This window comes from Methanomethylovorans sp. (assembly GCF_041447285.1).
Lineage (GTDB): Archaea > Halobacteriota > Methanosarcinia > Methanosarcinales > Methanosarcinaceae > Methanomethylovorans.
This window is the reverse complement of the sequence record NZ_JBGMEB010000015.1, coordinates 83,035-109,636: the sequence shown is the minus strand read 5'-3', so window position 1 is coordinate 109,636 and position 26,602 is coordinate 83,035. Positions and strand designations below refer to the sequence as shown.

Below are 26,602 nucleotides of genomic sequence, written 5' to 3'. Positions count from 1 at the left end.
ATCCCCACATGTGTGGGGAATTCTCATTCATCCCTAGCTGAAAGATAATCATCCAATGTCAGCAACAAAACATTCTTCTCTCTGGCAATCTCATGCATTCTTTTCGTGAAACCTGACCTGCTGATAAGTGCAAAATGCTCGTTCCTCTCTAGGAGCCATTTTACATGGCTGGCTTTCTCCTTGAGGCTGAAATAAACATCAGCATCTGTTTTCTGCTTCTGCCATTTACATTCGCAGAAAAGGATGTTCTTTGAATCCTGGTCAAGAGCCACTATATCTATTTCATAGTCGTTTTTCCCTTTTGGAATATTAGGGATCTTACCCCATTGCCTGCCTATGGATTTGAACCTGAATGGAAGCTTATCCTGCAAGTTGAGATACATGAGCATTTCTTTCCCCACCTGCTCAAAAGTCTCTCCCAGGTAACGGTCATAGCTCCTATCAAGGTCTTCTATAACAGATGATGCATCACCTGCCTCTATGGAATCCTTGTGAACCAGTACATATCGGAACCAGAAGCGTAAGAAAGGATCATCTATTGAATAAATGGTCTTACGGGTAGACAACTTCTCTGCCACTGGATGTTCTTTCCTCACAAAGCCAAGTTTCATAAGAGTGTCCAGATAATAAGATAGGTCCTTGGTTTCTAAAAATGCTCCTGCAGCAATTTCTCCTGCCCGTGTTGCACCCTTGGAAATGGAATAGAGGATATTCATATAAGTAGCAGGCTCCCTTAGTTCCTCGCGAAGCAGAAAATCACCTTCAGCATAGAGCACAGCTTCTTTAGAGAATATTGCATGCTCCACATTCTCGTAAAAGCTTTTATCCGGGTCAAAGAACCTGAGATAAAATGGAATACCACCAGTTGCTCCATATATCCGCATAAGCTCGTCTGCTTCAAGACCCGGGAAAAAATCCTGCATATGCTGTAAAAGCAGAGGCACGACTTGCATCTGGCCCGTTCTCCTGCCATACAACGGACTGGAATGAGCAAGTGTTGTTTTTTCCATCATGGAAATTGAAGAACCACAGAGTATCAGGTGGAAAAGCCCACCTTTTAGAATTTCATCAACTATAAGCTGGAACACCGATGGTATAGATTCATCTACCTGTGTCAGATAAGAAAACTCATCGATAACTATGACAAGCTTTTCATCGTTTTTCCATTGCTTTCGGATATATTCAAACATCTCATCAAAAGTATTAGCAGCAGGCTCAACATTATCGAACAGGTTTGAAGCTCTCTTCCTAAACCTGAGAGCATTGGACTGCGTACCCCTCATATCCGCCAGGAAATAGATATGTGGCTTGTCCTGTACGAAATGCTGGATCAGTTCTGTCTTTCCAACCCGCCGACGACCATAGATCACCGTGAAAGAGAATTTTCCAGAACAGTATTCCTTGTTCAAATATTCAAGCTCTTGAGTTCGATTAATGAAATTACGGAACATATTAATTATGATTTAGTTTAGTATTATTTATAGGCTCTGGAAATGCAAGGATCTAGTTTTGTATAATGGAAGTTCTTTTCAATGATTTTGTAGCCTCTGTACTTGCTTTCCTATGAAAATACAGGAACTCTTGTCATGTCTGGTGAATTGAGCAACTATAACCCTTTTGAAGCTCTCGAACTTTTGTTTGTGGATATTAGTTACTTTTTTGAAATTCGACCATGCAAAATGCAATTTATAGTACAATGGCAGAAAAATGGATAAATACAGGACTTTGAAACTTGTTTCTTGCTAAACACTCCTGATTTTTCTTCTTATCGTTGCTCTAGTGCCAGGTGGGCGGGCAAATGGTTATTGGTTCCTCGAAATTGGCTCTTCAACAACTCTAATTCATATGTGCATTACGAATTTAAGAAACGATTTCATGTTGAATTGATAGTTGTTTACTAAAATATGAGATGGCTCCTCACCTTGATTTGGTAAATAAAGAGCAATTATTGTTTAGTTTATCGAGAAAGCACTTTATTAGTACCTAATAAGTACCATCTAATGCTGCTGAAGGTATAGTAACTGCTAAAACTAGCTAAATATAGACCTTATTTGAATCTTTTCCATCTACGTTTTATTAAATTTATTACATCGTGATGGTCCCAACCCGACTCACACACCTATACATCCCTTGCTAGGTCGGCTTGCTAGAGGCAAGCCTTTGCATAGGCCACAGAGCATTCCAAAAAACCCTTCCGATATTTTTTCTTTGTAGTGTAAGTAAAAAATCTGCATGCTTTAGCACTAAAATTAATCTATCCTTCTAAGTGGGAGTTGTTTCTTAAAACTCATAGGGATTCATTACATCAAAGTAATATGGTTTTGGAAATTGGGATTAATAACAAACACGGCAGAAAATAGATTAAATGCACAGAGTCCATAAATATAATTGGTCTTTGTTCTTCAAAATGCAAGATAACCAAGCTTTCCCCAAACGAATATCAACTGACCATTTATGATCTGCTGTCCTCTGACGGGAGTAATACAAATGATACGTATTAATGAATCTCTGTTTGTAGAATTTGATCATAAGTGACTGCTCAGCACGGGAATAATATCAGCTTTGTTGATCAATATATATGAGCGACATGAGGGAGTACCTTAAAAAGCAAGATCGAAAAATAGACCTGTAACATTAGCTGTACGCCTCTACCTTTAACGACCGTCTGGACAGCGGTAGAGAAGCATAGAGACAACAAAATGTGAAGTTGATATGTGTGGTGGGTTTAAGGCAGAAGTCTTCACCAAAGACTTCATATGAAATATTTTGAAGATTGCCTGAGCTGCATATCGAATTAGCTTACTATGAGATGAATGTTTTTAGTAACAAAACAATAACATTAATGCAAACTAACGTTTGTTATTCAAATTCCCATCTGGTTTTATGTTTTCATTTGATCAGCTTTTTGTTGCGCAATATTCGCACACGATAGTTCACTTGTTTGCGGAAAACATATCGAGGAATATTTTATAAACGTTTTTTCAACTTTTGTTTCCATAATAGAGTAAGCAATTGAGTTGAAACATTAGTTTGTAGAAGTCTTTTGTAGATCAAATTGTTTCTATATAATATGGGCCAGCAAATCGAACATGAAATGAATACAAGCCTTTGGAATTGTTTTTTCTTCTGAATCGAACAACAAAAATACACATATGGCTATAGAAAAAGATAACTAAAATTGCGGAACTTGAAGCTTTGTATCGATAATCATAGAAATTAAGAATACTTCATAAACAACATTAAAAGAGCATTATGTGTAAAGAGAGGAGAAGTATGTAATGCTACTTCCCCGAATCTACACTTTCTCATAATTGGGACTTCAATTTCTCCTCAATCAGCTTCATAAGCTTTTCATTACCTACTGCTTTTGCACTTTCATACAAAGAGGAGGCAGCGACCAGAGTTTTCATACCCTCGAATTCCATTCCCATCTGTCGTATGCTCTCACTTGTCATTTCATTATCTAGTTTGTATTTCTTCATTAGTTCGAACAGTTCTTTATTATCCGCTTTTAGTCCCTCAATCTCTTCCCTGTTCCTTGCATCTGCCTCTTCCAATAGTTCCTTGTTAGTGAAAATGAAATCTGCTTCACACTTCAGATATGCCTCTATAAGCTTGTCAATATCGGGCAAGTGATAGAAATCCCTGGATCCGCCCAGGCTGTGACCCATCATTGTTTCTGCATAATCCGTCTGTACATCCCTACGAGTCAGGACATTACTGAAATATTTACGTAACAAATGCCCTCTCACGTCGTTCCAATCAAAAGAATCTCCTGTTGGAGGGTGTAATTTCCGGTACATGGCCAGTAAAGAAGTCGTTGATAGCTTCCTGTAAGCATCACTATCCCTGGCACCTGGCACTGGCTCTCCGATCTTCTTCTTAACAAACAAATAGTTATTATCTGAAGTCACCTTGCGCTTATGATAGCTTAACATGGAGTTATGTGTTTTATGGACTGGAGGAGTGTTTCTGTAATTCAGGTACTCATCAATGGCCTCAGTAGCTTCCTTGGATAAGAACGTGATGAACTTGACAGGAGAAGTGTTCCTGGTCTTTTGTCTGCGCAAATCCTTCAGAACAGTTATGCCGGAGGGATGCCTGCCGTTCTTGAACTGACCTACCCGCAAATTAACCAGATCAGCATTTGATAAACCAGAACTTACCTGAGCAAGTATCAACGCTTTTTCAAGAACATCTGCCTTCTCAAGCATTTCAGTAATCGTTTGTTTATTAACTGCCACACCAGTATGTGTCTTTACTTTTGAGTCCGTGTCTTCATAGATGATCTTGCGTGCGGCCCTGGCACCGTGAAACCGAAATGCTCATAGAAACCGACCATATCGGAAAAATATGTATGTACCGTGCCCGGGGAGAGAGGTTTGCCTGTTTTTTTACCAATACGGTTTAGCAAGTATTTTTTATACTTGGAAAGTCTTCTGACATACATGTACTCTACGGGCGAGGCATCGCTCTTCCTATCGTTTCTGGCCTCATTCAGCAGCTCATTGGCTGTTGCGTGGGACTCATTGGCTTCAAGGAACATCCGCAAGGATATGCGATGTCTTTCTCTAGACTCAGGAACGAACAGTTCGTTCCAACTTTCGAATTTATCATCCAAGGTGGTGTCTCCGAACATAATAAAGTTATACTAGGTTATTACAATCTATGTATAAAGTTAGTATTGGGATGCATTTATAACCATACTGAAAGAAACTGCATTTTGCAGGTTAAATAGATATCCTGAAGGAATCAATAATGCTGAAGATAGGAATTGTCGGATGCGGAACAATAGGTACTGTCATCTGTAAAGCGATCGATAATGGCGAGATTGAAACAGAACTCTGCGCCATATATGATAGAAACGCTGAAAACGTTGAAAGACTTCAGACCTCCCTGGTCAATCTTCGGCCAAAGGTAATGGAAATTGAAGAAATGGTCCAAAATATAGACCTGCTTGTAGAATGCGCCTCTCAGGAAGCAGTCTATGAGGTAGTACCTGCTGCCTTACACGCCGGATGCAATGTAATGATAATGAGCGTGGGAGCTTTTGCTGATGAAAAGCTTTTCAAAACTGTTTATGGAATTGCAAAAGAAAGGAACTGCAAAATATATTTACCCTCAGGTGCAATTGCAGGGCTCGACGGGCTTAAATCAGCAGCTTCAGAGCAGATCTATTCGGTAACATTAACAACACAGAAACCTCCTGCAGGATTGGCAGGTGCTCCCTTTATTGTACAGAATAACATCAAGCTGGACGAGATAAAAAGCAAGACCGTGATCTTTGAAGGCAAGGCGAGCGAGGCTGTAAAAGGATTCCCGGCAAATGTGAATGTAGCTGCCACCCTAAGCCTGGCAGGGATAGGTCTTGAAAAAACAAAGGTGAAAATCATAGCCAATCCCGCATTGAGCCGAAATATACACGAGATTACAGTGGAGGGCGCCTTTGGCAAATTAACCTCAAAGGTTGAGAACGTGCCTTCACCTACGAATCCAAAAAGCAGTTATTTAGCACCACTTTCTGCTATTGCAACATTGAAAAAGATAACAGATCCACTGCAAGTAGGTACCTGAAAAAGAAATAGCAGTTAATTGATAGTGCGTTTTAAAAACGTATGGTGTGATTATAGATTACTTTGACAAGATATAAATCAAAATAATACCTCAATGCAGTGATCGTATGCAGGATACAAGGGAATTGATCGAAAAGATAGCTGAACTCAAAAAGAAGCGAAATGCTGTGATACTTGCTCACAACTACGTACGTGGGGAGGTTCTGGATATTGCTGACTTTTTAGGAGACTCACTTGAGCTCAGCCAAAAAGCTGTACAGCTTGATGCAGATGTGATATTATTCTGCGGAGTACATTTCATGGCAGAGAGCGCTGCTGTGCTTAGTCCTAATAAAACCGTGCTTCTTCCTGAAATAGATGCAAGGTGCCCTATGGCTGATATGGTAAGAGTAGATGGTCTGCGTGACCTCAAACAACAACATCCAGATGCTGCGGTTGTATGTTATGTAAACACAACGGCTGAGATAAAAGCAGAGTGTGATATATGCTGTACTTCCGCTAATGCTATTGAAGTTGTGAAGTCTTTGAAAGAGAAGAAAGTGATCTTTGCACCTGACAAGAATCTGGCAGACTATGTAGCACGGAACACAGATAAACAGATCATCCCCTGGATAGGATACTGCCCCACCCATAATCAAATCCTTCCAATAGACATACAGAAAGCTAAAAGCATGCATCCAATGGCAGAGATACTTGCACATCCGGAGTGTAGGCGCGAAGTGCTCGAAATGGCTGATAAGATATTCAGTACCACTGGCATGGTCAATTATGTAAGGAATTCCGATAGCACAGAATTTATAATAGCTACCGAGGGCGGCCTCCTGCACCGGCTCAAGAAAGAAAATCCATCAAAAGATTTCTATTTAGTATCACCTTATACGATTTGTCCTGACATGAAGATGATCGATCTCAAAGCAGTAGCTGATTCGCTGGAACAGATGAAATATGTGATCACTGTGCCAGAGGACATAAGAGTTCGGGCAAAGCAATCATTGGATAGAATGCTTGAGATCAAGAGAAAAAGATAACAGGCTTTACATGCGTGCATATTTGCAGTTGATCAGATATGGGAACTGCCTCATGGCAGCTTTTTCCGCAGCCATTGGAGTGTTGATAGCATATAACATTATTAGTGGTACTGCAGGACAAATACCTTTTCCACTGCAAGAGATAATATATGTGGCTTTGGTAGTGTTTCTGGTAACCGGTGCAGGCAATGCTATAAACGACTATTATGATATTGAAATAGACCGGATAAATAAGCCAGAAAGACCAATTCCCTCCGGCAGGATCAGCAAGTCAAAAGCCCTCTATTTTTCGATCTCACTTTTTGCATCGGGAACAGTCATCGCATTCTTTATCAATACGATCTGTGGAGTCATCGCCCTATTTAATTCCCTACTCCTTGTCTATTACGCTGCAACCCTCAAACGCACTGTGCTCATAGGGAATCTTAGTGTAGGATACCTTACTGGTTCTACTTTCCTTTTCGGTGGAGCGGTATTTTACACCAATGGAGGTATTGAAGCAGTATCAATACTGTTCCTCCTTGCCACTCTTGCTACAATTGCCCGGGAAATAGTCAAAGATATTGAAGACATTGAAGGAGACAAACTGGACGGTGCCTCTACTCTGGCCATCAGCATTGGAGCTGAAAAAGCCGCTTATGTTGCCTCAACAATTGGTTTTATTGCCGTGATTGCAAGTCCACTGCCTTATATGCAATCCCTATTGACTATGCACTATCTAGCAGTTGTTTTTGTAGCAGATATGCTTTTTTTTATGGCAGTTGTTGCAATATTGAAAGAAAAGAAACCTGCAAAATCTTCAAAGCTATTCAAAATGGCAATGTTTGCCGCCTTGATAGCTTTCCTAGTTGGAACATGAATGTTCTATATTGTTATGACAATAACTACAGATCTTCTTGAATGATGTCTTTCACCTGGTGATCTATTGCGCCTACATGTGCAAGATATTCCTTCAATATCATCGGGAACGTATGAGCGGGAACGAAACGCACTGCCAGCTCTTCAGCCCATTTCTGTATTCCGAAGTCACTTGCCACTACTGCTGCATCCAGTTCCTTAGCAAGTATGAGCACATCGATATCTGGAGCACTGTCTAGAATACCATACCTCAAAGCTGAACGGTACTTGTTCCTGAACTTTCCAATAATTGGTCCGATAACACCCTTTTCTATTTCGAACTCGATCTGCTGTGCATTCTCTGCTTTTGTAGACATAAAAAGGCATTTAGTGGAACCTTCCCAGATAGCATCCTCTGCAACTACCATGCCTTTGTTTATGCGTTCCCGCATATAGGACACATATTCGTGGAAGATACGGGAATTGATCATTACATTATATCTGTCAGGTGCTTTTTTCACAAGCCATGTATCTATCTTGGCTATGACATCGGCTTCACATACATTATTCTTGGCAAATTCGTGTAGCTCATTGTATACGGAAGGGAAGGGTACGTAGCAACTTATTCCAAGCTTAAGCCTTGCACTTGCTATCAGTTCCAACATATTCTTCATGCCTTCACATAAACTATCTACTCCCATCGCCTCCCTTGCCTGCAGGTCAGTAAGAGCAGTGGTATCCAGAACAAAACGTTGTCTTAACATGAAACTCCCTTAGTATTTAATTTGAACTTGCTATTATATTAAGGGGTGTGCTGGGAATAAAGGATTTGTGGAAGAATGACACTGAAATGTTCATTTTTCCAGCGAATATTGCAGTGCTTCCTCTAAGTGATTAATACCGCATCTATCTATCACATCAATGATCCTTTCTCCCTCAACAGCATTCTCCCGGTAATAAGCAATGGTCCTTTCAAGAACTTCAAACATTACAGGTTCACTTACTGTTTTGAGGATCCTTATCCCCATGCGTGGTTTTCTACCGACCTTTCCACCTATATAGAGAGTAAAACCTTCCTCTGCAATCAGCATGGCATCTTTTTTGCAGACCCTGATGCATTCTCCGCACATTATGCATTTTTCAGAATCAATGGCCAGCACACCATCGGTAATCTCTATGGCATTAACCTTGCAGGTCTTTTTGCATAAACCGCATGTAACGCAATTTTCCTTGATAAACTTCGGCTGTACAGTTCCCATGATACCAAAATCGTTCTCTTGAACTTTCAGGCACGATGCAGGACATCCCGTTACTGATATCTTGAATTTGTAAGGAACAGGCTGCCCGAAATACATTTCATCTATTCTTTCACAGATATCCTGGCAGTCTATAATACCATTTTTACATACTCTGCTGCCCTGGCAAGCAACAACTGCCCTTATCTTTTTCCCAGATGATCCGGGAGCTATGGCTGCATCACGCATTAAAGAACTGATAGCTTCAGTATTATCATTATGTACAAAAGGAACCTCAATACCTTGCCTTGAAGTCACATGGACATACCCCTTACCATATTTGTCCGCTGCATCTGCGATGGCTCTGAGGTTTCCAGATGTCAGGTTTCCTCCTACAACGTGCAAACGGAGGGAAAAGTAATCATCCTGTTTCTGAGAAAGAAAGCCTTTGTCTTTCAGATATTCATTATCTTTTGATTTTTTTGCCAGTCTTATCTCTCCTATGAGGTTAATTAAGGAATAAAACTAGTTATAACATATAGAAATTGGTTTCTGTATATGTAGTGGGATCGGGAAATAAAAAGATTATTATCCGACCTTTTTACCTATAAATATGAATCCATTGACCTTATTACCCGTTCTCGTCGTAAACTCCTCGTTCCTGAAGAACTCGATCTCAAACCCATTATCAATCAGCAATAACACAAGTTCCTTTTCTGTAAAGTGATGAGCAATATAAGCAACCTCTCCACTCGTTTGGTCATAGGCAATGATGGAACCTTCCTCTTTTGTTATGGGCAGATCATTGATATAGCGCTCCCTATATGCCTTCAAGTGCCATGTTTGCCCGAAATCCGCAATATATAGACAGCCGTGGGGTTTCAATACCCTGCGAGCTTCGTAAAGAACTCTAAAGCGATCTTCCTTTGTGGCAATGGTAGTCAAAAAGGCCTGCATAATGGCAATATCAAAAGTTCCATTAGCAAAGGGGAGATCCCCAGCATCTGCCTGAAGGAAAAAAGGATATAAGATATGCCCTTTTGCTTTTGAAGATAAACTTGCCTGCTTCAAAGAATCCGGGTTAACATCCACACCGATAACATCAAAACCAGTAGACACAAGCTGATCACAGCTATAACCGCTTCCACAGCCAATATCCAACACTTTGTCACCAGGATGAGCGTAGTTATGGAATACCGATTGCAGTTTAACTGTAGAAGGGATTGATTCTGCTTTTGTGTGCTGCCAGTAATTATGGATATGCATAAACAACAATAATGAATATAGAGTAAAAGAGATGGCGCCGGGTAATAAAACAATGATGGGAAACAACCCACATTTTTAATATAGGATGTATGCTTTTGTAACCCTTATATACCATATATCGAATGATATTGCATTTCATATTCAGAGGAACTTACAATGATCACAAAGGAAGAGGTCGAACATGTGGGTTGGCTGGCCCGCATAGAGATCCATGAAAGCGAAGCACAGGCTTATGCAGAAAAACTGAATGCTGTGCTTGACTACTTCAGCCAGTTGGATGAGGTGGACACTGAGAACGTGCCACCTACCTATCATGTGGCAGATATTATTAATGTATTCAGAGAAGATGTGGTCAAACCATCCATGCCACAGGAAAAGGTGCTCTCCAACACTGAAAAGAAACAGGAAGGCAACTTCTTAGCCCCAAGGATCATGTGAGGTATGAACATGGCAGGATGGGCAAGTATTTCACAGGTAAAGGAAAAAATAGCCGAAAAATCCGCTGAGGAGGTCACAGCATCCTACCTCGAGAGGATAAAGAAGAGCAAGATCAACGCTTACACTGCAGTATGGAATGGAGCAATAGAGGAGGCTCGAAAAATAGACGAGCGAGGGCATAACGGATCGCTTGCAGGTATCCCTATAGCCATTAAGGACAATATTTCCACTAAGGGAATAGCCACCACATGCTCCTCTAAGATATTGCAGGGATATGTACCACCCTATGACGCACATATAATAGAGAGGCTCAAGGATGCCGGAGCTGTCATCCTGGGAAAGACAAACATGGATGAGTTTGCCATGGGTACGTCTACCGAATCAAGCTTTTATGGACCGACTCTCAACCCCTGGGACAAAGAACGTGTACCCGGAGGATCATCAGGTGGTAGCGCTGCAGTGGTAGCAGCGGGAGAAGCACCTATTTCAGTAGGTTCTGATACCGGGGGCTCTGTGAGATGTCCGGCCGCCTTCTGTGGAGTAGTGGGCCTTAAACCCACATACGGAACAATATCAAGGTACGGCCTCATTTCCTATGCCAACTCTCTGGAACAGATCGGACCTCTGGCAACATGTGTCTCCGACATTGCTGCTCTTATGGATGTTATAGGAGGATATGATTCAAGAGACAGCACTTCAGTAAAAACTGAGACAATATACAAGAATGCGCTTGTGGATGACATATCCGGCCTGAAGATTGGGGTTCCTGCGGAATACTTTGGAGCAGGCATCGACCCGGCAGTAGAGAACGCAGTATGGGATGCAATTCAGCTTTTCGAGGAACTTGGTGCATCCTGGGAGCAGGTATCCATGCCTCACACATCATACGCACTTGCTGCTTACTATATCATTGCCATGAGCGAGGCATCCTCTAACCTTGCGAGGTTCGATGGTACACGATATGGATACAGGAACGAAGGAGAGAACTGGCACGTTATGGCTTCACGCACTCGTGCAGAAGGTTTCGGTGCAGAGGTCAAGCGCAGGATACTGTTGGGAACTTATGCCCTCTCTGCAGGATATCATGATAAGTACTATTTAAAAGCCCTAAAGGTAAGAACACTTGTAAAGCAGGACTTTGACCTGGCATTCAAAGAGTTTGACTGCCTGATGACACCCACCATGCCCACCCCTGCTTTTAAGTTGGGAGAAAAGGTAGAAGACCCGCTTTCATTATACCTGGCAGATGTGAACACTGTACCTATCAATCTTGCAGGAGTGCCTTCCATATCTCTACCATGCGGATTTACAGATGGCCTTCCTATCGGACTGCAAATAATTGGTAAACACTTTGATGAGGCTACTATTCTGAAAGCTGCCTACAGCTTTGAGCAGAACACCGAACATCATACCAGAAGACCTCCGGAGGTGGCATGATGGTTTACGAGAACCCTGATGGAGTGAGGATAGGACTTGAGGTCCACGTCCAGTTGAACAAACTCAACACTAAATTGTTCTGCGGTTGTTCTACAAACTACCATGACTCTGAACCAAACACTCACGTATGTCCCGTATGCCTGGGACTTCCCGGTTCACTACCGGTTATCAACAAAAAAGCAGTTGAGTTTGCTATCAAAATAGGGCTTGCATTGAACTGTAACATTGTAGAGCAAACCCAGTTCCACAGGAAGAACTACTACTACCCTGATCTTCCCAAGGGTTTCCAGACCACCCAATATGATTACCCAATTGCCAGCCAGGGAAAGATAGTCATCGAGGGAGAGGATGGCGAGCGCATCATAAGGATAACACGTGCCCACATGGAAGAGGACCCTGGAAGGCTTCAACACATGGGAAGCATCGACAAGTCCAAGGGGACCCTTATCAACTACAACCGCTCCGGAATGACACTTATTGAGATAGTCAGTGAGCCGGATATGAGAAGCCCAAAGGAAGCAAGGCGCTATCTGGACAAGCTGAGGAGCATTCTTGACTACCTTGATGTGTTCAACGGTGACCTCGAAGGAGCTATGAGAGTTGATGCTAACGTTTCAGTCTTTTACGGAGACCGTGTAGAGGTCAAGAATATCTCCTCCTTCAAGGGAGCAGAGAGAGCCCTGCTCTACGAGATAATGAGGCAGAAGAACCAAGTGAGGCGTGGTGGCAAGATCACCATGGAGACCAGGCACTTTGATGAAGCAAGGGGAGTTACGCTTTCTATGCGTACGAAGGAAGATGAACATGACTACCGCTACTTCCCGGAACCCGATCTTGTGCCTATGAGGGTGGCAGATTGGGTATCAGAAGTGCAAAAGACGCTGCCTGAGCTTCCTGATGCAAAGAAGGACCGTTTCATAAGTTATTATGGAATGGCAGATATGCACGCCAAGGCCCTTACATCTGATATAAAGGTAGCCAATTTCTATGAAGAAGTCGCCCAACTGGTAGACCCGAAGCCAGCTGCTGTATGGGTAGCCGATATCCTTAAAGGAGAACTGAACTACCGTGATATCAATGTGGACGCTTTCAGGGTAGAAGACATTGTAGAGATCATAAGACTCGTGATCGGGAACAAAATCACTGAGAGAAGCGGTGTAGAGGTTATAAGGACAATCCTTGACAATGGAGGCACTCCTGCAGCCATAGTAAAGGAAAAAGGACTAATAAAAGTAGAGGATGATATTGTCACAAAAGCAGTTACAGAGGCACTCGATGAAAATCCGGAGGCTCTGCAGGATTATCTCGGTGGAAAGGAGAAGTCATTGAACTTCCTTGTGGGCCAGGTGATGAAGAAAACCGCTGGTAGGTCCGACGCAAAGACCACAAGGGAAATGATAATTGAGAGGATAGGAAAGCTGCCTCCGAAGTGAGCAGCCTATCCAAAACAATTATATGTCTTAAACTTCATGTAACCAGCCTACTATTAGGATCATTTATTCCATATCATCAAGGTGAATTAACATGGCAAGATTCCCAGAAGCAGAAAACAGGATACTTAACAAAAAGATATGTATGAAATGTAATGCCCGCAACGCTTCACGCTCAGAAAGATGCAGAAAATGCGGAAGCAAGGCACTACGTCCCAAGTCCAAGGAAGCAAAGGGTGGCTGATCGGGTCCATGCAAGTGGAAAAGTACCTTAACGAGATAGCAGAGCGCGAAGGTACAGTTCACTTGACACTGATCGACCCTGCGTCTCAATCCCCCGAAAAAGCTGCTGCTATGGCTATGGCAGCTAAAGAAGGTGGAACTGATGCGATCATGATAGGCGGGTCAACAGGAGCCGGAGGTGTGCTCCTTGACCAGACTATTTTGAAGATCAAAGAAGTCACAGATCTGCCGATAATACTGTTCCCAGGCAGTGCTGCCGGTGTGAGTGCGCATGCTGATGCCATATTTTTTATGAGCTTGCTCAACTCAAGAGATATTAATTATATAACTGGAAATCAGGCAATGGGCGCTCCACTGGTATATAAGAGCGGCATTGAAGCCATCTCAATGGCATATATAATCATTGAGCCTGGAGGCACAGTGGGATGGGTAGGCGATGCAAAGCTCATTCCGAAGAATAAGCCTGAAATTGCAGTTGCCTATTCTCTTGCAGGCAAGTATTTGGGTATGCACTATACATATCTCGAAGCCGGATCTGGCGCAGATGGTCCTGCAACCCCTCAAATGATAGCTGCTGTCAAACATGCGTTGGGAAACAACATGCTCATAGTCGGAGGGGGCATAAGGAATGCAGAAACAGCACGCAAATGTGCAGAGGCTGGTGCTGATATGATCGTTACAGGTACAGTTGTGGAAGAAACAACAGATGTTACCGGTAAGATCCGGGAACTTGTGTCTTCCATCAAGAAATAAATACTTTGCAACACACTTTTTCTTTTTTAAAGTTCCTGGAATTACTTACGGAGAGGATATCTCATGCTTAAGGTGGAAGGTCTAGTAAAAGATTATTATGTACTGGAAGAACAGAAAAGAGTGCTTGATAACATCAATTTTACTGTTAATGATGGCGAGATCCTTGGCATAACCGGGAAAAGCGGGAGTGGAAAGAGTACACTTCTGAGGATACTCCGTGGAGTGGAAAAATTTGATGAAGGAATGATAGAACTCGATGATAAACAGTTCTTCCCAGACTCCGATAAAGATGACATGAAAATCCTTATACAAAACTCTGCAATCCACCTCCAGCGTAATTTTGGATTATGGAATGGACCAGCCATAGAAAACATAATTCGCAGGATCAATTCCAGAAGAGAGGGACATGAAGGGCTTCCGGAGAGCGATTCACCATTTTATGATGAGATCTACGAAGAGTCAATGGAATATCTTAAGCTTGTAGGCCTTGAGCATAAAGCACTGCATGCAACAAGCGCTCTTAGCGGCGGGGAGAAGCAAAGGCTTATCCTTGCTCGACAGCTAGCTGCCAAACCAAAATTACTACTACTCGATGAACCTGTGACAATGACAGGACCAGGTACAAAGCAGGAAGTTCTGGATGTTATAAAGGATCTCAAGAACACACTCAGCATTCCTATTATCGTAGTATCCCACCTGCCGGAACTGCACATGTATATCGCTGATCGCCTCATATATCTTGAAGATGGCAAAATAATAGAGGAAGGAAAGACCGAAACAATACTGAGACATTTCCTCAAGGATATGCAGCCACAGGTAGAGATCAATCCGATTGTAAAAAAGGAAACAGTTATCAAAGTAAGAGATATCAACAAGCGACTAGCACTTATAAGAGTAGGTGAGGTCCTTAACTTCAAAGATCTGTCACTTGACATATATAAAGGGGAAATAGTTTCACTTATCGGGCAATCGGGAGCCGGTAAGACTACTCTTCTTAAGATGATAGAAGGGCTTACAGTACCCACTTCTGGAGAGATACTGTACCTGCATGATGGAGAATGGGTGGATATAACACACTTTAATTCTAGAAGGATAGAACTTCGGGAAAAAATAAGCATGATGCACCAGGAGTTTACTCTTTCCCCTCATTCTACGGTGGGCCAGCAGATAGGCTTCAGGATGCGTGTCAAAGGACCCGGATCTCTGGAATACGCACGGAAAAAAGCAAAAGAGCTGAAAATATCTGACGAAATATTGGATCTGCTCTACACACTGCCTGATCTTACAGAGGAAGAGAAAGACAAGATCATGTATGATATGCATATAAAGCCTGAGATCTATGCCAAACTTTTCCCAAAGGTCACGATGGAAGATGTGAAGGAACACGCAACAAAGATATTTGAAGCTCTTGACCTTCCACTTGATATCCTTTACAAAACACCATATCAGATAAGTGGTGGCGAACATGTACGTGCCTACATAGCTCTTGCACTTACAACAGATCCGGAAATACTCATGCTTGACGAGCCTTTCGGTGACCTGGACCCTGTAACACTGAGAGATGTTACGAATTCCCTCAAAAGGATAAATAAGGAATTCGGCACCACAATAATCATTGTGAGCCATCATATGGATTTCGTAAAAGAAGTGTCACACAGAGCAATTCTTATAGATGACGCAAAAGTGATCAACGATGGTAATCCGATAGAGGTATCGGACCAGTTAGTGGGAATGAGTCATGCAAGATATCTGGAAAAAACTATGGAATCCATTATTTCCGGAAATTGATCCTGCAACCTTTATTTTTATTCTGTTTTAACTGAAAATAGTTCTGCCCCGATACAAGGGGCACAAAGATATTTATTTTAGCAAATTACAACTCTTACTGAGGTGAAATTGAATGAAAGATACTTTAAAAAAGGTGGGGCTTTTTGGTATTGGACTGTGGGCCCTTACTGAAGACAAGATCAACGAGCTTTCAAAGGAGCTTATAGATAGCGGAGAGATGAATAAGGAAGAAGGGAAAAAGTTCGTAAAGGAAGTCCTTGAAGAACAGAAAAAACAGAAAGAAGATATTGAAAAGAAGATCAATTCAAAAGTGCAGGAAACCTTCAAGCGGGCAGACGTTGTGAAAAAAGAGGACCTGAAAATACTGAAAGAACAGATGCAACAGATTCAGGACAAACTTGATGAACTGATCGGTGAGAAAAAGAAAGAGGCTAAAAAAGAAGAGCCAAAAAAGGAAGAGGAAGAATAACTCTTCCATTATAGCTGCACCATATAGTTGCAGCAGGGGGAATTGTGGGCAAAAGTAAGACACAGAGTCTTTTTCTAAACATACTTAAAATTATAAACCGCATAAGGCATCGTAACCTGGATGTAAGTACAAATAATGTTACTGTGAATTGGGAACACATCCCACCTAATCCCCGGATAGGTGACACACTTACTATCACGGGTAGCACTATACCTGAAGCTAAGGTCAAGGTAAAGGTATCTTTTGAAAAGAAGGCTCCCGTCATAGATGGGAAGTATGAATATAATATGGATAGAGTGGAGATACCGGATGGACCAAATAGTTTTACCATAAAGGCCCGTAAAGTCAGAAACCTCGGTTTCACAGTGAAAATGTTCATCAATTTCACCAGGACATTTGAAGCTAACAGTGATGAAGCGGGTTTTTCAGAACAGAACGTACCTGCAGGAGCCTATGATATATCGATCCACGGGCTGGCAAAAGAAGGAGAGAATGAGGTAATTATTTATCTGGAAGCTGTGGAAATCATTGATGCAGATATTGAAGGAAAGTTCACATATAATTACAATACTGCTGCTTTGCCTGCTGGAGATTTTATGGTGCTTGTAGGGGATTCAGATAAAACAATAGAGCTCTCTCCAGGCAATCTAAAAGCGTCATTATGAAAAAGAGAAAATCACGTCAGCCCTGAGGCTGACCAGAATTATTTAATATCCTTATAACTTAATTCCACGTTCTGTCATGTGCTTGATAAACTCAGTTGCTTCCATGACCGGCACACTGTCAATCGTACAGACATCAGACCACGGGAGATTGAATGCTGCGTATGCCTCTGAGCTTTCGGCCTCATAGAGAATGAAGTATCTTCCACCTGTGAGGTCAACCCACTGGTTGATCACATGTATACCTGCTGGTGGCCTCAGCTCCTTAAAGTGCTTCAGTATATCTGCCCTGTGTTCTGGTGCCCACATACTAACGTCCATAAATAACATTTCTTATAACACCCCTTTTATGTTCCAGTAGAATTGGGCTTTGACCCAATACTCCCAATTAATAATGGACTCACATATAATATGAAGCTTTCTACAATCAGAATAAAGTAACTGAGTTACACACAGGCACCTAATGTAAAAAAAAACATATAAGAGCACGTGTTTTAAGAATAGGTTTAAGATTATACACTTATGACCTCAAAGCACAATATAATGTGATACATAGTCTTTTTAGAGATGATAGATATATTGCATTCATCTCCAACTTAACCAGTATAACAAAAGAGAAGGAACAATATATGACAGACCCCAATGTCGAAAGGAAACTTATCGAAATCATGCGGATAATCAGCAAAAATGACAAACCGCTGGGAGCCCGCCTCATCGCAGATGAGCTGCAGAACAGAGGATATGCCATTGGGGAAAGGGCAGTGCGTTATCATTTGCGCATATTGGATGAGAGAGGATTCACCAAAAAGCATGGATATATTGGGCGCACAATCACAGAACTTGGACAGAAAGAGCTCAATGATGCACTCATAGGTGACAGGCTGGATTTTGTAATCACAAGAATCGAAGAACTTGTATACAAAACAACATACAACATACGGGAAAAAACCGGTAATGTCATCGTAAACGTATCTATTATTGATAAAAACGACTACGAGAAATCTCTAGAAGTATTAAAATATGCCATTGACGCTGGCGTGTCCATAAGTCCCAGAATTAGAGTAGTGGACGAAGATTCGGAAGAAGATGATATTTTCGTACCTGACGGTAAATTTGCAATAGCCAACGTATGCAGTATAACTTACGATGGTATTCTTCTGAAAAATGGGATACCTTCTACTCCCTTATATGGTGGCCTTATGCAGATGGAAGCCCGCAAACCTGTAAGTTTCGTAGACTTGATAGGCTACAGCGGAACATCAATTGACCCTATAAAAATATTTATTAATAGGCATTCCACTTCAGTTCTTGATTACATTGAAACTGGCACTGGAAAATTGCTCGCGAATCTGCGCCAGATACCGGGTTCAGCGAGGGAAAAAGCGTGTGAAGTTATGGAACTTGCAAAAGAATCCGATATTGGCGGATATCTGGACATCGGTGAGACGGGAACTGATGTTTTCGGCGTACCCATGGAAAGAGGTAAAGCAGGCATCCCTGTAACCGTAGGAAGTAATGCCATTACTGCCATTGCAGAAGCAGGCATTCCTCTTAGAGCATACCCAGTTTCTACTACTATGGACTATAACATGATGAAAAGACTGGAATGAATATTCAGCTTTTTCTTTTTTTCTTTACAATATTCATCATTGAAAAATACCCTCTCCCAAATTCCACGGAAAGGAGTTTATATGCCTTTTTATCAGTAAGACCTGAACTTTTTATGGCATTGTATCTCTCAAGCACTTTACTTGCTTCTTCTTCTGTCCAGCGTTTTCTCTGGTTATGATGAGGGTTTCCACCGTTGGAACACAGGTCTTTAAGCATGTACCCTTTTTCGATATTACTCATTTGTTTTAATTGATAATCATACGCATCATTATTGACCTCAAATCCGGTAGAATACCTGTTCAGAGATTTAGCTATCTTTGCGGTCGAAAAGCTGCCTAAGAAAAAATCGCAGACAAGGTCCCCTTCATCAGATGAATAGAGGATCATCTTCCTTAAAAGTTCAGCAGGAAGAGTGTTTTTATTTCTCATTCTGCCTTTCTTGAAATCTCTGTTGATGACCCATACATCTTCAAGATCAGTGTAAAGAAAAGAGCTATTGTCTTCAGCTTTATCCGAAGCTCCGAATCTGCAGAAAGTATTAAATTTCACTTTTTTAGAACTTGATTTTTTGCAGTAGAGGATGTGATAATGAGATGTTACAAACTTGTGCCTGGTACTTACACCGAAATTATACTTCCAGATAATATGATTAATAAGCTCAAAACCATTTATTTCAAGAGCAAGCAATATATCTAAAAGATTACTCCACCCTGAAACCACATACATAGAACCAGTGTCTTTTAGAACCCTGTGAGCTTCACGGACCCATTTAAAAGAGAAATCCCTGTATTCTTCCTGATCTACCTCAACATACCCTTCGAACACATGCTCCTCTTTTCTGTGATAATGCTTGTGGAGACTGTCACCATTTATGGCAAAAGGGGGATCAGTAATGATAAGGTCAATACTTCTGTCAGGAAGATATTCTTGTGCACCTGTTATGCAATCCTGATTATAATAGATGTCCTTCATCCGGTCTTGGAATATGATTCATCACTATATAAGGACTTGCGAATGCTGACAAATAAACGATATGGATAATTAGATGGCATTCAATGCTGAATAATAAAAGGAAGTGAATATTTATAATGCATACTGGAGAAATATAGAGAATATAGAAAAGGCTTAAATGTATAGATATATATATTAATAAGAAGGAAGGGGGGCACTTTTAGCCTAAAGAAGTAGAAACAATAAAAAGAGGGACTTCTACTGCTGGCTGCCACCTTCTTATTGATGAGAGGATGCAATATGGTAACAGAAAATAAAGAGAACACCCTAAGAAATTCAGGTCATTTACTCCTGCTCTTAGGAATTATCCTTATGACGCTGATACTTCCTGTATCAGCAGCGACCGTTGAAGAGAACGCAGAAGCAATCGGCAACTTGCAGACAGCTCTTACAGTAGTATGGCTGATACTTTGTGGTGGAATAGTATTCCTTATGCATGCGGGATTCTCACTTGTGGAGATCGGGCTTACCCGTGTTAAGAACACTGCCAATATTCTGATGAAGAACTTCATGACGGTATGTCTTGGTATTGTGGTATACTGGTTAATAGGATGGGCACTGATGTATGGTGCAGACTACGCAGGAATCATAGGCAGTAGCCAGTTCTTCATGAGTGGTGCTGACAACGCAGTATGGACCAGCTGGTGGTTCCAGATGGTGTTCGCAGCCACAGGTGCTACCATAGTATCAGGTGCAATGGCAGAAAGAACAAGCTTCAAGGCATATTTAATATACACTGTATTGATGGTTGGACTCATTTACCCTGTCTTTGGTCACTGGGTATGGAGCGGCGCCGGAATCCTTACAACTGGACCAATAGTTGATGCAATCGGAGTAGGATACCATGACTTTGCAGGATCTTCAGTTGTACACATGATAGGCGGATTCTCTGCCCTTGCAGGAGTATTACTTGTCGGCCCGAGGATAGGCAAGTTCAGGAACGGAAAGGCAGTAGTAATTCCAGGTCACAGCTTACCCTTGGCATTCCTGGGTACATTGATACTGGCTTTCGGATGGGTAGGGTTCAACGGCGGAAGTACTCTCAACGGTAACGACCCATACATTGGCCTTGTAATCGCCAACACCTTCGTGGCAGCGGGAGCAGCTGCTATAATGGTATTACTGATAACCTGGATGAAGACCGGAAAGCCAGATCCCTCCCTTACTGCTAACGGTATGCTGGCAGGCCTTGTAGCAATCACAGCACCCTGTGGTTCTGTAGAAAGCTGGGCAGCAGTGGTAATAGGTCTCATCGCAGGTATAGTCGTATATCTGGGAGTAATGTTCAATGAAAATAAGCTCAAGCTGGACGACCCAGTAGGTGCTATAGCCTTACACGGATACTGCGGAGCCTGGGGAGTAATATCAGTAGGTATATTCGCGGTAGGACAAGGCAATGGCATACTTGCAGATGCAGCATACACAGCAGCAGGAGCAGGGCTGATCTATGGCGGAACCCAGCAGTTCATAATCCAGGTATTAGGAACATTGATGTGTATAATATGGGCCTTTGGAATCTCTTTCATAATATTCAAGGTCTTAGATGCAGTAATGGGCCTGAGAGTACCTGAAGAAGATGAAATAGCCGGACTTGATATAAAGGAACACGGAATGTCTGCATACCCAGAATTCGTGCTTGCAAAGGAGTGAGATAGATGAGAAAGATCGAAGCAATCATAAGGCCTACCAAGGTCCAGGAAGTAAAAGATGCATTGGATGCAGCTGGATTCGAAAGTATGACACTTACAGAGGTAAAAGGGCGCGGAAAGCAGAAGGGCGTAATGCAGCAATGGAGAGGGCAAAAATATTGTGTGGACCTTATACCAAAAGTGAAAATGGAAATGGTTGTGCCTTCTGATAAGACCGATGAGGTCGTTGCTATAATAATGAAGCACGCTCAGACAGGTTCTATTGGTGATGGAAAGATATTCATCTATCCGGTGGAGAAGATCATCAGAATAAGAACAGCCGAAACTAACGAGGATGCACTTTAAGTGCACCCTTATTTTTTTTAATTATCGTAGACCAGGGAATGTAACACCACTGATCATCCGTAGATCGTGATCCCATATCCTTAAGCATTTCCAGTTGTTAAAAGGGAGCTTGGTTCTAAATTCTAACATAAACTGTCCTAAGATTGCATATTATTTTAGATTTTTTCTTGGATCAAGTTTAATTATCACGTACATCTGCCTTTTCTTTGTTTCTTCTGGACCGTTCGGTTATTGTCTCCAAGGGCTGACCGATGAAGTATAACACTATATTACTTTTACTGGAGAAGGGGGTAAGAGGGAAGAGAAACAGAGAAAATCTAGATAACTTTAAATATAATGAAGTCTACAGTAGACTACCGACTTCCCACTAATACGAGGTGTACATTTATGGAAACGACGTATAAAATGAACAACCTAAGAAATTCAGGTCATTTACTCCTGCTCTTAGGAATTATCCTTATGACGCTGATATTACCGGTATCAGCAGCGACGGTTGAAGAAAACGCAGAAGCCATAGGTAACTTGCAGACAGCACTTACCGTTGTATGGTTGGTAATTTGTGGTGGAATAGTATTCCTTATGCATGCCGGATTCTCACTTGTGGAGATCGGGCTTACTCGTGTAAAGAACACTGCCAATATTCTGATGAAGAACTTCATGACGGTATGTCTTGGTATAGTTGTCTACTGGATAATAGGCTGGGCACTGATGTATGGTGCAGATTATGCTGGTATCATAGGCAGTAGCCAGTTCTTCATGAGTGGTGCTGACAACGCAGTATGGACCAGCTGGTGGTTCCAGATGGTGTTCGCAGCCACAGGTGCTACCATAGTATCAGGTGCAATGGCAGAAAGAACAAGCTTCAAGGCATATTTAATATACACTGTATTGATGGTTGGACTCATTTACCCTGTCTTTGGTCACTGGGTATGGAGCGGCGCCGGAATCCTTACAACTGGACCAATAGTTGATGCAATCGGAGTAGGATACCATGACTTTGCAGGATCTTCAGTTGTACACATGATAGGCGGATTCTCTGCCCTTGCAGGAGTATTACTTGTCGGCCCGAGGATAGGCAAGTTCAGGAACGGAAAGGCAGTAGTAATTCCAGGTCACAGCTTACCCTTGGCATTCCTGGGTACATTGATACTGGCTTTCGGATGGGTAGGGTTCAACGGCGGAAGTACTCTCAACGGTAACGACCCATACATTGGCCTTGTAATCGCCAACACCTTCGTGGCAGCGGGAGCAGCTGCTATAATGGTATTACTGATAACCTGGATGAAGACCGGAAAGCCAGATCCCTCCCTTACTGCTAACGGTATGCTGGCAGGCCTTGTAGCAATCACAGCACCCTGTGGTTCTGTAGAAAGCTGGGCAGCAGTGGTAATAGGTCTCATCGCAGGTATAGTCGTATATCTGGGAGTAATGTTCAATGAAAATAAGCTCAAGCTGGACGACCCAGTAGGTGCTATAGCCTTACACGGATACTGCGGAGCCTGGGGAGTAATATCAGTAGGTATATTCGCGGTAGGACAAGGCAATGGCATACTTGCAGATGCAGCATACACAGCAGCAGGAGCAGGGCTGATCTATGGCGGAACCCAGCAGTTCATAATCCAGGTATTAGGAACATTGATGTGTATAATATGGGCCTTTGGAATCTCTTTCATAATATTCAAGGTCTTAGATGCAGTAATGGGCCTGAGAGTACCTGAAGAAGATGAAATAGCCGGACTTGATATAAAGGAACACGGAATGTCTGCATACCCAGAATTCGTGCTTGCAAAGGAGTGAGATAGATGAGAAAGATCGAAGCAATCATGAGGCCTACCAAGGTCCAGGAAGTAAAAGATGCACTGGATGAGGCTGGATTCGAGAGCATGACACTTACTGAAGTAAAGGGACGAGGAAAGCAGAAGGGTGTGCTCCAACAGTGGAGAGGTCAGAAGTACTGTGTGGACCTGTTGCCCAAGGTAAAGATGGAACTGGTTGTGCCAGCTGAAAAGACAGATGAAGCTGTGGCTATAATCATGAAGCATGCTCAGACTGGCTCTATTGGTGATGGAAAGATATTCATCTACCCAGTAGAAAAGATCATCAGAATAAGAACAGCAGAAACAAACGAGGATGCACTTTAAGTGCACCCTTATTTTTAATCATCGTGGTCCCCGAGGATTTAAACACCACTGATCATCGATAGATCATGATTCCATATCCATAAGCCTTCCATAGTTTATCCTACGGGACCCTTCCCTTATTTTTTTGTCTTTGATAGATGCTGAAAAAGTATATTCTTTCTGTTGTGATGAGATTTGCAGGTCATCTAACTGAAACTAAAAATACTTATATTGAATGTGAACATAGGCTTTTCCAAAATCATTCTAATACTGCATGAGTTTTCCATGCAGTTTTCAGATACATGATAGGATCAACAATTCAGATATACTAAGCCCATAAGTCACAATCAAAGCCCTGAGCAGGAAGCCAGAGATAGGATCGATGGAAAGCTGGGTCATGATGGGAGTGGATACTAAAGGCGAGATCTACGAAGGGCTCATGAAGACGAAAACCTCAAGTTCACGGACCTGGAAGATTTCATCCGTTGCTATAACCCTGAGAACCGCTTCCAGCGCAAGGAAACATGGAACGAGGAAAATCCAGAAGGCAGATTCCGTAAATTCACTTATGAGGAAATAGCAGCAAGGGACAAAACCAACCTGGATATCTTCTGGCTTAAGGACAAGAGCCTTGCAGACCTGGACAATCTTCCCGACCCTGATATCCTTGCCAACGAAATCATCGAGAATATAGAAGCTTCCCTTGAGAACTTCAGAGAAGTACTAGGAATTGTTAACGGGAACAACAGTCCCGAATGAGAATAGGTACAAAAGATTTGCGCGAATAATATTTAATGAATGGAAAAAGCGAGTTATTCTACATAACTGAACGACTCGCTTTACAAAATCACATGATGTCCCGTTATATGCTTAATCTGTCTACGATCTCGCCTTTCTCCAATGCATCAAGTATGTCATCAATATCGTCTTCAGTTACCTCTCCATACCATACCTGCTCAGGATAGATCATTACTATCGGCCCTTTCTCGCAAAGACCTACGCATCCAGTAGAAGTAACCATTACTTCATTTTCCAGATCCCTGTCCATTAGTGCTTCGGTAAACATCGCCACCAGATTATGTGAGTCTTTATTCTTGCATGAGCCCTGTACCTTTCCGTTTAGTCTTGTGCTTGCGCAAACAAAGATATGATTTTTTGGTTTTTGCACGATAAGCCTCCTAGATTAGGTTTTAAGTTATAGCTTTAAGGGAATACTACGGAAGGCAATTACTTATGTTATAGTATTTATAAGTTTGGCTTATTTGCCTATTTGGATAGAAACAGACAAAAAGAAGGGGGCGAATAAGATATATTTAAATAGTAGAACATCGTACATAAGATTCCGATAGAGGACGTACAAATAGACATGCCCTCTACCACCGAAACTGGGACACACGAATACGGAGCATTTCGAGAACCCCGAGAACCATCATTTGGATTACCCATGTAAATAATAGAAGCCGAAATCGGTGGTTTATCGAAATACTCTAAAAACGGGAAATAACAAATCCATTGTTCTTTTTTCAAGCCACTGAATTCTGCTAATTGCGTATGGATAGTGAATTCAAGCATAAAAATCATTTAAATCCTTACTGGTAGTTGAACTGGCCTTTTATTGGAATAGTAAAAGTGAATGTGCTCCCTTTGCCAGATTCACTCATGACCCATATATTGCCCCCGTGCATTAAGATGAACTTTTTTATAAGGGCTAAACCCAATCCAGTGCCGCCATATCTACGTGTTGTAGAACCATCTACCTGAAAAAAAGGATCGAATATTCGGTCTTTATTTTCTTCGGATATACCAATACCAGTATCAGCAACAGAGATTTTTAGATTAGCCCCATCCTGTATGGCAGTGATGATCACTGTTCCTTCGGAAGGTATGAACTTTATGGCATTTTCCACCAGATTATAAATTATCTCTTTGAACTTGAGAATATCCGCAGTTATTTCAGATAAATGTATATCGATATCCACAATCAATTCAATGTCCTTTCTGTTGGCCATTACCTGCATCATTGTACATGTATCATGAATAGCATCATGCAAATTGAATTTTGTATAGGTCAGATCCTTATGACCACGCTCAACATTGGAGATCTCCAGTATTCTGTTAATGATATTCAAAAGTAAATAGCTACTTTCATTGATAATACCAATATACTTTTTCTGCTCCTTACTGATCTCACCCAAATCTCCTTGCAGCAGCAGGTCAGAGAAACCAATAATGGAATTTAAAGGTGTTTTCAGTTCATGGCTCGTGTTGGATAAGAACTCACTCTTACTGCGGTTAGCCTCATCTGAAAGCATTTTTGCTTTGAGCAAAGCTTGCTCCACCTGCTTGCGTTCGGTAATGTCCCTGAAAAAGACCAGTGCCCCATTAAGGCCATCGTAAGTTATAGGCATAACTGATAGCTCGACTGCAAAAGATGTACCATCAAGCCTGAGATAAACCTACTCAATAGTGGGTACACTTTGTTGCTCATTATTAACAAGATGCATCCTTTCACGGACCATATCACGATAATCTGGATGAATGCGCTCGATAATCGATTTTCCTAATAATTGTTCCTGATATTCAGCTCCAAATAAACGCAGTGCAGCAGGATTAATATAAGTAAAGCAACCTCCTGTCTGGACTAAAATGGCCTCTGGTGCATTTTCAACCAGCTTCCTAAAGCGCGCCTCACTCAGCAGAAGAGACT

Annotated in this window: 26 protein-coding genes and 2 pseudogenes; 17 read left to right on the top strand and 11 right to left on the bottom strand. The window is 41.9% G+C overall.

What is annotated here, in order from left to right:
* Positions 1-23: 23 nt before the first annotated feature.
* From ACC612_RS09775 to ACC612_RS09765, 3 genes are all read right to left on the bottom strand, one after another.
* Positions 24-1,451, bottom strand: coding sequence for an ATP-binding protein (locus ACC612_RS09775; protein WP_371854338.1), 1,428 nt, complete (start codon positions 1,449-1,451; stop codon positions 24-26).
* Positions 1,452-3,305: 1,854 nt separating this feature from the next.
* Positions 3,306-4,214, bottom strand: a complete 909-nt coding sequence (locus ACC612_RS09770; RefSeq protein ID WP_371854337.1) for a tyrosine-type recombinase/integrase — start codon at positions 4,212-4,214, stop codon at positions 3,306-3,308.
* A gap of 44 nt (positions 4,215-4,258) precedes the next feature.
* On the bottom strand, positions 4,259-4,621 hold the full coding sequence (locus ACC612_RS09765; RefSeq protein ID WP_371854336.1) for a hypothetical protein: 363 nt from the start codon (positions 4,619-4,621) through the stop codon (positions 4,259-4,261).
* Positions 4,622-4,758: 137 nt separating this feature from the next.
* Between ACC612_RS09765 and ACC612_RS09760 the strand changes: the two genes are divergently transcribed.
* From ACC612_RS09760 to ACC612_RS09750, 3 genes are all read left to right on the top strand, one after another.
* Positions 4,759-5,574 carry an aspartate dehydrogenase gene (locus ACC612_RS09760; RefSeq protein ID WP_371854335.1) on the top strand — a complete coding sequence of 272 codons (816 nt, stop codon included), beginning with the start codon at positions 4,759-4,761 and terminating at the stop codon, positions 5,572-5,574.
* Positions 5,575-5,680: 106 nt separating this feature from the next.
* The gene (gene nadA, locus ACC612_RS09755; RefSeq protein WP_371854334.1) at positions 5,681-6,601 is read left to right on the top strand and encodes a quinolinate synthase NadA; all 921 of its coding nucleotides are present in this window, start codon (positions 5,681-5,683) and stop codon (positions 6,599-6,601) included.
* 10 nt (positions 6,602-6,611) lie between these two features.
* A complete protein-coding gene (locus tag ACC612_RS09750; RefSeq protein ID WP_371854351.1) occupies positions 6,612-7,460 on the top strand; it encodes a geranylgeranylglycerol-phosphate geranylgeranyltransferase in 849 nt (282 codons plus the stop codon).
* A 25-nt stretch (positions 7,461-7,485) separates the two neighbouring features.
* Here ACC612_RS09750 and ACC612_RS09745 read toward each other — a convergent pair whose 3' ends face one another.
* From ACC612_RS09745 to ACC612_RS09735, 3 genes are all read right to left on the bottom strand, one after another.
* Positions 7,486-8,202 (bottom strand): RNA ligase partner protein, encoded by a 717-nt coding sequence (locus ACC612_RS09745; protein WP_371854333.1) that lies wholly within the window; start codon positions 8,200-8,202, stop codon positions 7,486-7,488.
* Positions 8,203-8,292: 90 nt separating this feature from the next.
* A complete protein-coding gene (locus ACC612_RS09740) occupies positions 8,293-9,132 on the bottom strand; it encodes a 4Fe-4S binding protein (RefSeq protein ID WP_371854350.1) in 840 nt (279 codons plus the stop codon).
* A 129-nt stretch (positions 9,133-9,261) separates the two neighbouring features.
* A complete protein-coding gene (locus ACC612_RS09735; RefSeq protein WP_371854332.1) occupies positions 9,262-9,939 on the bottom strand; it encodes a class I SAM-dependent methyltransferase in 678 nt (225 codons plus the stop codon).
* Positions 9,940-10,095: 156 nt separating this feature from the next.
* Between ACC612_RS09735 and gatC the strand changes: the two genes are divergently transcribed.
* From gatC to ACC612_RS09695, 8 genes are all read left to right on the top strand, one after another.
* The gene (gene gatC / locus ACC612_RS09730; RefSeq protein WP_371854331.1) at positions 10,096-10,377 is read left to right on the top strand and encodes an Asp-tRNA(Asn)/Glu-tRNA(Gln) amidotransferase subunit GatC; all 282 of its coding nucleotides are present in this window, start codon (positions 10,096-10,098) and stop codon (positions 10,375-10,377) included.
* Positions 10,378-10,386: 9 nt separating this feature from the next.
* The gene (gene gatA / locus ACC612_RS09725; protein ID WP_371854330.1) at positions 10,387-11,814 is read left to right on the top strand and encodes an Asp-tRNA(Asn)/Glu-tRNA(Gln) amidotransferase subunit GatA; all 1,428 of its coding nucleotides are present in this window, start codon (positions 10,387-10,389) and stop codon (positions 11,812-11,814) included.
* Positions 11,814-13,247, top strand: coding sequence for an Asp-tRNA(Asn)/Glu-tRNA(Gln) amidotransferase subunit GatB (gene gatB / locus ACC612_RS09720; protein ID WP_371854329.1), 1,434 nt, complete (start codon positions 11,814-11,816; stop codon positions 13,245-13,247). The genes gatA and gatB overlap by 1 nt, the downstream gene beginning before the upstream one ends.
* 91 nt (positions 13,248-13,338) lie before the next feature.
* A complete protein-coding gene (locus ACC612_RS09715; protein ID WP_321419533.1) occupies positions 13,339-13,488 on the top strand; it encodes a 50S ribosomal protein L40e in 150 nt (49 codons plus the stop codon).
* 8 nt (positions 13,489-13,496) lie between these two features.
* On the top strand, positions 13,497-14,240 hold the full coding sequence (locus ACC612_RS09710; RefSeq protein WP_371854328.1) for a geranylgeranylglyceryl/heptaprenylglyceryl phosphate synthase: 744 nt from the start codon (positions 13,497-13,499) through the stop codon (positions 14,238-14,240).
* Positions 14,241-14,303: 63 nt separating this feature from the next.
* The gene (locus ACC612_RS09705; RefSeq protein WP_371854327.1) at positions 14,304-16,028 is read left to right on the top strand and encodes an ATP-binding cassette domain-containing protein; all 1,725 of its coding nucleotides are present in this window, start codon (positions 14,304-14,306) and stop codon (positions 16,026-16,028) included.
* 112 nt (positions 16,029-16,140) lie between these two features.
* Entirely contained in the window at positions 16,141-16,497 is a 357-nt protein-coding gene (locus tag ACC612_RS09700; RefSeq protein WP_371854326.1) for a phasin family protein, read from the top strand.
* Positions 16,498-16,541: 44 nt separating this feature from the next.
* Positions 16,542-17,162 carry a hypothetical protein gene (locus ACC612_RS09695; RefSeq protein WP_371854325.1) on the top strand — a complete coding sequence of 207 codons (621 nt, stop codon included), beginning with the start codon at positions 16,542-16,544 and terminating at the stop codon, positions 17,160-17,162.
* A 51-nt stretch (positions 17,163-17,213) separates the two neighbouring features.
* Here the strand turns inward: ACC612_RS09695 and ACC612_RS09690 are convergent, their stop codons facing one another.
* Entirely contained in the window at positions 17,214-17,489 is a 276-nt protein-coding gene (locus ACC612_RS09690) for a DUF3303 domain-containing protein (RefSeq protein WP_371854324.1), read from the bottom strand.
* A gap of 299 nt (positions 17,490-17,788) precedes the next feature.
* Here ACC612_RS09690 and ACC612_RS09685 point away from each other — a divergent pair, with 299 nt between their 5' ends.
* Positions 17,789-18,769: a DUF128 domain-containing protein gene (locus ACC612_RS09685; protein ID WP_371854323.1), complete on the top strand. Its 981-nt coding sequence runs from the start codon at positions 17,789-17,791 to the stop codon at positions 18,767-18,769.
* A gap of 4 nt (positions 18,770-18,773) precedes the next feature.
* On the opposite strand, the gene ACC612_RS09680 is transcribed toward ACC612_RS09685, so the two are convergent.
* Positions 18,774-19,742, bottom strand: a complete 969-nt coding sequence (locus ACC612_RS09680; protein ID WP_371854322.1) for a site-specific DNA-methyltransferase — start codon at positions 19,740-19,742, stop codon at positions 18,774-18,776.
* Positions 19,743-20,021: 279 nt separating this feature from the next.
* Here ACC612_RS09680 and ACC612_RS09675 point away from each other — a divergent pair, with 279 nt between their 5' ends.
* The 5 genes and pseudogenes from ACC612_RS09675 to ACC612_RS09655 form a co-directional block, all read left to right on the top strand.
* Positions 20,022-21,431 carry an ammonium transporter gene (locus ACC612_RS09675; protein WP_371854321.1) on the top strand — a complete coding sequence of 470 codons (1,410 nt, stop codon included), beginning with the start codon at positions 20,022-20,024 and terminating at the stop codon, positions 21,429-21,431.
* A gap of 5 nt (positions 21,432-21,436) precedes the next feature.
* Positions 21,437-21,775, top strand: a complete 339-nt coding sequence (locus ACC612_RS09670) for a P-II family nitrogen regulator (protein ID WP_371854320.1) — start codon at positions 21,437-21,439, stop codon at positions 21,773-21,775.
* A 387-nt stretch (positions 21,776-22,162) separates the two neighbouring features.
* The gene (locus ACC612_RS09665) at positions 22,163-23,572 is read left to right on the top strand and encodes an ammonium transporter (RefSeq protein ID WP_371854319.1); all 1,410 of its coding nucleotides are present in this window, start codon (positions 22,163-22,165) and stop codon (positions 23,570-23,572) included.
* 5 nt (positions 23,573-23,577) lie between these two features.
* Positions 23,578-23,916 carry a P-II family nitrogen regulator gene (locus ACC612_RS09660; protein ID WP_371854318.1) on the top strand — a complete coding sequence of 113 codons (339 nt, stop codon included), beginning with the start codon at positions 23,578-23,580 and terminating at the stop codon, positions 23,914-23,916.
* A 432-nt stretch (positions 23,917-24,348) separates the two neighbouring features.
* Positions 24,349-24,654 (top strand): annotated as a pseudogene (locus tag ACC612_RS09655) (SAM-dependent DNA methyltransferase); the annotation flags it as partial.
* A gap of 103 nt (positions 24,655-24,757) precedes the next feature.
* Here the strand turns inward: ACC612_RS09655 and ACC612_RS09650 are convergent.
* The 3 genes and pseudogenes from ACC612_RS09650 to ACC612_RS09640 all read right to left on the bottom strand — a co-directional run.
* Positions 24,758-25,063, bottom strand: coding sequence for an NAD(P)H-dependent oxidoreductase subunit E (locus ACC612_RS09650; protein WP_371854317.1), 306 nt, complete (start codon positions 25,061-25,063; stop codon positions 24,758-24,760).
* A 421-nt stretch (positions 25,064-25,484) separates the two neighbouring features.
* Entirely contained in the window at positions 25,485-26,207 is a 723-nt protein-coding gene (locus tag ACC612_RS09645; RefSeq protein ID WP_371854349.1) for a sensor histidine kinase, read from the bottom strand.
* Positions 26,208-26,231: 24 nt separating this feature from the next.
* Positions 26,232-26,591, bottom strand: a pseudogene (locus tag ACC612_RS09640) (PAS domain S-box protein); the annotation flags it as partial.
* Positions 26,592-26,602 lie beyond the last annotated feature (11 nt).

Bases quoted from the DNA above. Each gene is read 5' to 3' on its own strand.
- ACC612_RS09645 (WP_371854349.1), bottom strand. From the start codon at position 26,207: ATGCTTTCAGATGAGGCTAACCGCAGTAAGAGTGAGTTCTTATCCAAC.
- nadA (WP_371854334.1), top strand. From the start codon at position 5,681: ATGCAGGATACAAGGGAATTGATCGAAAAGATAGCTGAACTCAAAAAG.
- ACC612_RS09735 (WP_371854332.1), bottom strand. From the start codon at position 9,939: ATGCATATCCATAATTACTGGCAGCACACAAAAGCAGAATCAATCCCT.
- ACC612_RS09700 (WP_371854326.1), top strand. From the start codon at position 16,141: ATGAAAGATACTTTAAAAAAGGTGGGGCTTTTTGGTATTGGACTGTGG.
- ACC612_RS09705 (WP_371854327.1), top strand. From the start codon at position 14,304: ATGCTTAAGGTGGAAGGTCTAGTAAAAGATTATTATGTACTGGAAGAA.
- ACC612_RS09760 (WP_371854335.1), top strand. From the start codon at position 4,759: ATGCTGAAGATAGGAATTGTCGGATGCGGAACAATAGGTACTGTCATC.
- gatC (WP_371854331.1), top strand. From the start codon at position 10,096: ATGATCACAAAGGAAGAGGTCGAACATGTGGGTTGGCTGGCCCGCATA.
- ACC612_RS09715 (WP_321419533.1), top strand. From the start codon at position 13,339: ATGGCAAGATTCCCAGAAGCAGAAAACAGGATACTTAACAAAAAGATA.
- ACC612_RS09665 (WP_371854319.1), top strand. From the start codon at position 22,163: ATGGAAACGACGTATAAAATGAACAACCTAAGAAATTCAGGTCATTTA.
- ACC612_RS09660 (WP_371854318.1), top strand. From the start codon at position 23,578: ATGAGAAAGATCGAAGCAATCATGAGGCCTACCAAGGTCCAGGAAGTA.
- ACC612_RS09745 (WP_371854333.1), bottom strand. From the start codon at position 8,202: ATGTTAAGACAACGTTTTGTTCTGGATACCACTGCTCTTACTGACCTG.
- ACC612_RS09685 (WP_371854323.1), top strand. From the start codon at position 17,789: ATGACAGACCCCAATGTCGAAAGGAAACTTATCGAAATCATGCGGATA.
- ACC612_RS09750 (WP_371854351.1), top strand. From the start codon at position 6,612: ATGCGTGCATATTTGCAGTTGATCAGATATGGGAACTGCCTCATGGCA.
- ACC612_RS09710 (WP_371854328.1), top strand. From the start codon at position 13,497: ATGCAAGTGGAAAAGTACCTTAACGAGATAGCAGAGCGCGAAGGTACA.
- gatB (WP_371854329.1), top strand. From the start codon at position 11,814: ATGGTTTACGAGAACCCTGATGGAGTGAGGATAGGACTTGAGGTCCAC.
- ACC612_RS09775 (WP_371854338.1), bottom strand. From the start codon at position 1,451: ATGTTCCGTAATTTCATTAATCGAACTCAAGAGCTTGAATATTTGAAC.
- gatA (WP_371854330.1), top strand. From the start codon at position 10,387: ATGGCAGGATGGGCAAGTATTTCACAGGTAAAGGAAAAAATAGCCGAA.
- ACC612_RS09670 (WP_371854320.1), top strand. From the start codon at position 21,437: ATGAGAAAGATCGAAGCAATCATAAGGCCTACCAAGGTCCAGGAAGTA.
- ACC612_RS09680 (WP_371854322.1), bottom strand. From the start codon at position 19,742: ATGAAGGACATCTATTATAATCAGGATTGCATAACAGGTGCACAAGAA.
- ACC612_RS09770 (WP_371854337.1), bottom strand. From the start codon at position 4,214: ATGCTTGAGAAGGCAGATGTTCTTGAAAAAGCGTTGATACTTGCTCAG.
- ACC612_RS09675 (WP_371854321.1), top strand. From the start codon at position 20,022: ATGGTAACAGAAAATAAAGAGAACACCCTAAGAAATTCAGGTCATTTA.
- ACC612_RS09690 (WP_371854324.1), bottom strand. From the start codon at position 17,489: ATGTTATTTATGGACGTTAGTATGTGGGCACCAGAACACAGGGCAGAT.